The sequence below is a fragment of the Treponema sp. genome, assembly GCF_024696245.1.
Classification (GTDB): Bacteria; Spirochaetota; Spirochaetia; order Treponematales; family Treponemataceae; genus Treponema_D.
The window spans coordinates 1-4482 of the sequence record NZ_JAILGZ010000079.1; the positions used below are offsets into that span (position 1 = coordinate 1).

Annotated in this window: 4 protein-coding genes; all 4 read left to right on the forward strand. The window is 38.6% G+C overall.

From position 1 onward, the window contains the following. Positions 1-509 (forward strand): DUF4867 family protein (locus K6D58_RS05505; protein WP_296828445.1); only part of this gene is annotated, 509 nt, incomplete at its 5' end. Between the two features lie 163 nt (positions 510-672). Next, the gene (locus tag K6D58_RS05510) at positions 673-2172 is read left to right on the forward strand and encodes an L-fucose/L-arabinose isomerase family protein (RefSeq protein WP_296828447.1); all 1500 of its coding nucleotides are present in this window, start codon (positions 673-675) and stop codon (positions 2170-2172) included. 137 nt (positions 2173-2309) lie between these two features. Next, positions 2310-3248: a TraB/GumN family protein gene (locus K6D58_RS05515; RefSeq protein ID WP_296828449.1), complete on the forward strand. Its 939-nt coding sequence runs from the start codon at positions 2310-2312 to the stop codon at positions 3246-3248. 31 nt (positions 3249-3279) lie between these two features. After that, a partial coding sequence (locus tag K6D58_RS05520) for an MATE family efflux transporter (protein WP_296828451.1) occupies positions 3280-4482 on the forward strand: 1203 nt, incomplete at its 3' end.

Below are 4482 nucleotides of genomic sequence, written 5' to 3' on the forward strand. Positions count from 1 at the left end.
CTCATTCAGAAATGGAAAAGCTTGCTATTGCCGGAGAGTTCAGTGCAAATGCTTACGGTGGAATTCCTGTAGAAATTGGTTACTGCAATGGTTTTAATACAAAGCTTAACTGTCTTGAATATCATCGTGGGAGTGAACTGAATATTCCTGAGCAGGATATGATTCTTTTGGTAGCTTCCCTTGCTGATGTAAAGAAAGGTTTTATTCATTCTAAAAAAGTTGAAGCTTTCCGTGTGCCGGCAGGATGTGTTGTAGAAGTTTACGAAACAACCCTTCATTATGCACCCTGCTGTGATGTAAGGGGGAATGAAGTTTCTGACGGCTTCAGGGTTGCTATTGTTCTTCCTGCAGAAACAAATACGGATAAGCCTGAGATAAAAATAAAAAACTGGGAAGACAGACTTTTGTGGGCAAAGAACAAGTGGCTGATTGCACATCCGTCAACACAGGAAGCAAAGCTTGGTGCCTTTAAGGGTATTTTAGGAAAAAATCCTGACCTGTTAAATTAGCTATGTCTAACAAGAGGAATGGGAATAAACTAATTACTGCGGTTAACAGCTGGACCTCCTGTTCATCTGTAAACCGGGAGTTTCCACTTTGTGTAAACTCCATTGTATATGTATTACTAAGGGTAAATACGCGCCATCCATGGCGCTAAAAATAGGAGAGTATATGAAAGAGTTTAAGAACATCCCGGATGTTAAGCTGGGGATTATTGCGGTTAGTCGTGATTGTTTTGTGATTTCACTTTCTGAAAAGAGGCGTGCTGCTATTGCTAAGGTTTTTAACGGTAAGGGTGAACTTTATGAGGCTAAGACTACTGTAGAAAACGAATGTGATATGCTTAAGGCTGTTGAAGAGGTTAAGTCAGCTGGTTGTAATGCACTTGTAGTTTTCCTTGGAAACTTTGGTCCTGAAACTCCGGAGACAGAAATTGCCCAGTACTTTGACGGACCTTGTATGTTTGTGGCTGCTGCAGAAGAGACAGATAAAGATTTGATTAACGGACGTGGTGATGCTTACTGTGGTATGCTTAACTGCTCTTACAATCTTAATCTCCGCAAGATTCCTGGAATTATTCCTGAATATCCAGTTGGAACTTCAGATGACATTGCACAGATGATTGAAGAATTTATTCCTGTTGCCCGTGCAATTATTGGTCTTAAGAGTCTTAAGATTATAACATTCGGACCACGCCCACAGGACTTCTTTGCCTGCAATGCTCCTATTAAAGGACTTTATGATATTGGTGTTGAGATTCAGGAAAACTCAGAACTTGATCTTCTTGTTGCATATCGTGCTCATAAAGATGACAAGCGTATTCCGGAAGTTGTTGCTGATATGGAAAAGGAACTTGGTGCAGGTAATCAGTTCCCTGATCTTCTTCCACGTATGGCACAGTTTGAAATTACTTTGCTTGACTGGATTGAAGAAAACAAGGGCAGCCGTAAGTATGTTGTTCTTGCAGACAAGTGCTGGCCTGCTTTCCCTAAGGAATTCGGATTTGAACCTTGTTATGTAAACAGCCGTCTTGGAAGCCGTGGTATTCCAGTTGCATGTGAAGTTGATATTTTTGGTGCTCTCTCTGAATACATCGGTACATGTATTTCTGGTGAACCAGTTACACTTCTTGATATCAACAACTCTGTACCTGCAGATATGTACGAAAACAAAATCAAGGGTAAGTTTGCATATCCTTATACACTTCAGGATACATTCATGGCCTTCCACTGTGGAAACACTCCATTGTGCCGCCTCAACCCTCAGTCAAAGCCTGGTGTTAAATATCAGCTTATTCAGAACCGTATTCTTGAAGATGGTGGTACACCTGATTTTACCCGTGGTACTCTCGAAGGAGATATTGCTCCAGGTCAGATTACCTTCTTCCGTCTTCAGACAACACCAGATACAAAACTTCAGGCATATATTGCTCAGGGAGAAATTCTTCCTGTACCAACCTGTTCCTTTGGAGGAATCGGTGTATTTGCAATTCCAGAAATGGGCCGCTTCTACCGCCATGTTCTTATCGGCAAACAGTATCCACATCATGGAGCAGTTGCTTTTGGACATCACGGAAAAGCTCTCTGGACTCTGTTCAAGTATCTGGGTATTCCTGATGTTGCTTACAATCAGCCAAAATCAGAAAGATATCCTGATGAAAATCCATTCTAAAAATTATTTTGAATGATTAGGACAGCCGGTGTTATTTGAAGTGCATTCAGTAACACCGGCTTTTTTTTTCTGCTGAATAAAAATAGTTTCTACTTTCTAAAAAACTTTCCTTCTGTTAAACTCCTTGTGAGGAAAATATGAAATTCAGAATATTTAAATCTTTTTTAATCCCTTTATTTTTTGTATTAGCTTCCTGTGCATCTGTCCCGGTTTCACAGAAAGCATGTGTAACTAAAACAGACCAGAGGCTTTTCTGGAGGATTGATGGTGTAGATAAAAAAGGAAAGCCCTCTGTAATTTATATTCAGGGAACTATTCATGTCGGAGACGAAAGGCTGACTTCTGTTTCTGATGAAGTCCTGGAAGCTTTTACCTTATCTGACAGAATAGTTGCAGAAGTTTCTTCACGGGATTTTATAAAGACAGGTTTTTATGCAGTAAGGCTGGCAATGCCAAATAAAGATGGAAAAATAGTTACTGATTATTTAAATGAAGAGCAGAAAGCCACTTTGGATTATTACCTTAAAGATGATTCTGCCTATAATGGGCTTATACAAATGAATCCTATGATGGTAGAAAATTACCTTACCATAAAATTTGCAGAGGAAAGCGGCCTAAAGTCTGAAGACGGTCTTGATATGGTATTTTACAAGATGGCAAAAAGGCGGGGAAAACCTGTAGAAGGTCTTGATGCGCTTGAAACACAGATGAATCTCTTAGCCTATGGTGACTATGATTTTCAGATTAATTATTTACGGCATAGTCTTGATCAGTTAAAAGAAGCAAAAGAAAAAAACATAAATCCTATGCTTGAACTTTATGAATTGTATCTTGCAGATGATATAGAAAACCTTAATCTTTTGCTTGAAGAAGAAGATGAAGATGATCAAAAGCTTCCTGAGGAGTTTGATAATTTTAAGAACAAAATAACTCTTGAAAGAAATCAGGAATGGGTTGGGGATATAAAAAAGTATCTTAATGAAGGCGGAACTACTTTTATATTTACAGGTTGTGCCCACTGGCTTGGGAAAGATTCTGTCTTTGAGCTTTTAAGACAGGATGGAGTTATTTATTAATATTTAAATTGATATACAAAAGGTAGTAATGATGAAACTAGAAAAATTCTACAGCTCACTATTTAAAATTGCTCTTCCAATAATTCTGCAGAACATGCTTATGACTCTGGTAAACATGCTGGACATAATAATGATAGGTCAGCTTGGTAAAAACGAAGTCGCCGCAACAGGTCTGGGTAACCAGGTTTTCTTTTTGCTTAACATGGTTTTGTTTGGAGTTTCTTCCGGCGGTTCTATTTTTATAGCCCAGTATTTTGGAAAAAAAGATTTAAAGGGAATAAAGCGTACCCTGGGAATAATGCTGACTTTTTCTTTTATAGCAGCCTTTATTTTTTCTGTAGGTGCAGTTTTCTTTCCATCTGTGCTCATGCATTTTTATTCTGATGATAATGCAGTTATTTCCATCGGAATTGAATACCTGCGCTATGTTGGATTAAGTTATATTTTTATTGCAGTTAGTTTTCCTTTTCAGTTAGCTTTCCGTTCAACTGATCATGTAATTCTTCCTACTGTAACAACTGCAATTGCATTTTTAATTAATGCCCTTCTTAATTATCTCTTTATTTTTGGCTGCGGCTTTATTCCTGCGATGGGGGTTAAGGGTGCTGCCATTGCAACTGTAATTTCCAGGGTAATTGAATTTTTAATTCTGATTCTCTGGTCTTATAAAAAGAAGTTTGATATCTGCGGAAACCTTAAGGAACTTTTCTCCTTTGATGGCAGAGCCCTGTCAAATTTCTTTAAGGTTGCCCTTCCTGTTATGATAAATGAATCTCTCTGGGGATTCGGTGTTACAATTCAGAATACAATTTATTCTCATGCCGGTACTGATATAATTGCTGCTTACAATATTACAGGAAACATTTCCCAGCTTACCTGGGTATTCTTTATAGGTGTTGGTAATGCTGCAGGAATTCTTATCGGTCATAAAATTGGAGAGGGCAGTCACGATCTTGCAAAAGCCTATGCCCACCGCTTTGCATGGTTTATGCCTTTGTCGGCAGTTTTCTTAGGTTTGTGTCTTCTTCCTATGTCCATGGCTCTTCCCTATTTCTTTAAGGTTGGACCGGATGTAATAGAAATTGCCCAGAGGATGCTTTATGTTCTGGTATTCTTCTATCCGATTAATTCATTTAACATGTTCTTTATTGTAGGTTTGTGTCGTTCCGGTGGTGATACGGTTTATGCGGCTGTTAATGATATCTGCTGGATGTACCTTCTTGCAATTCCACTG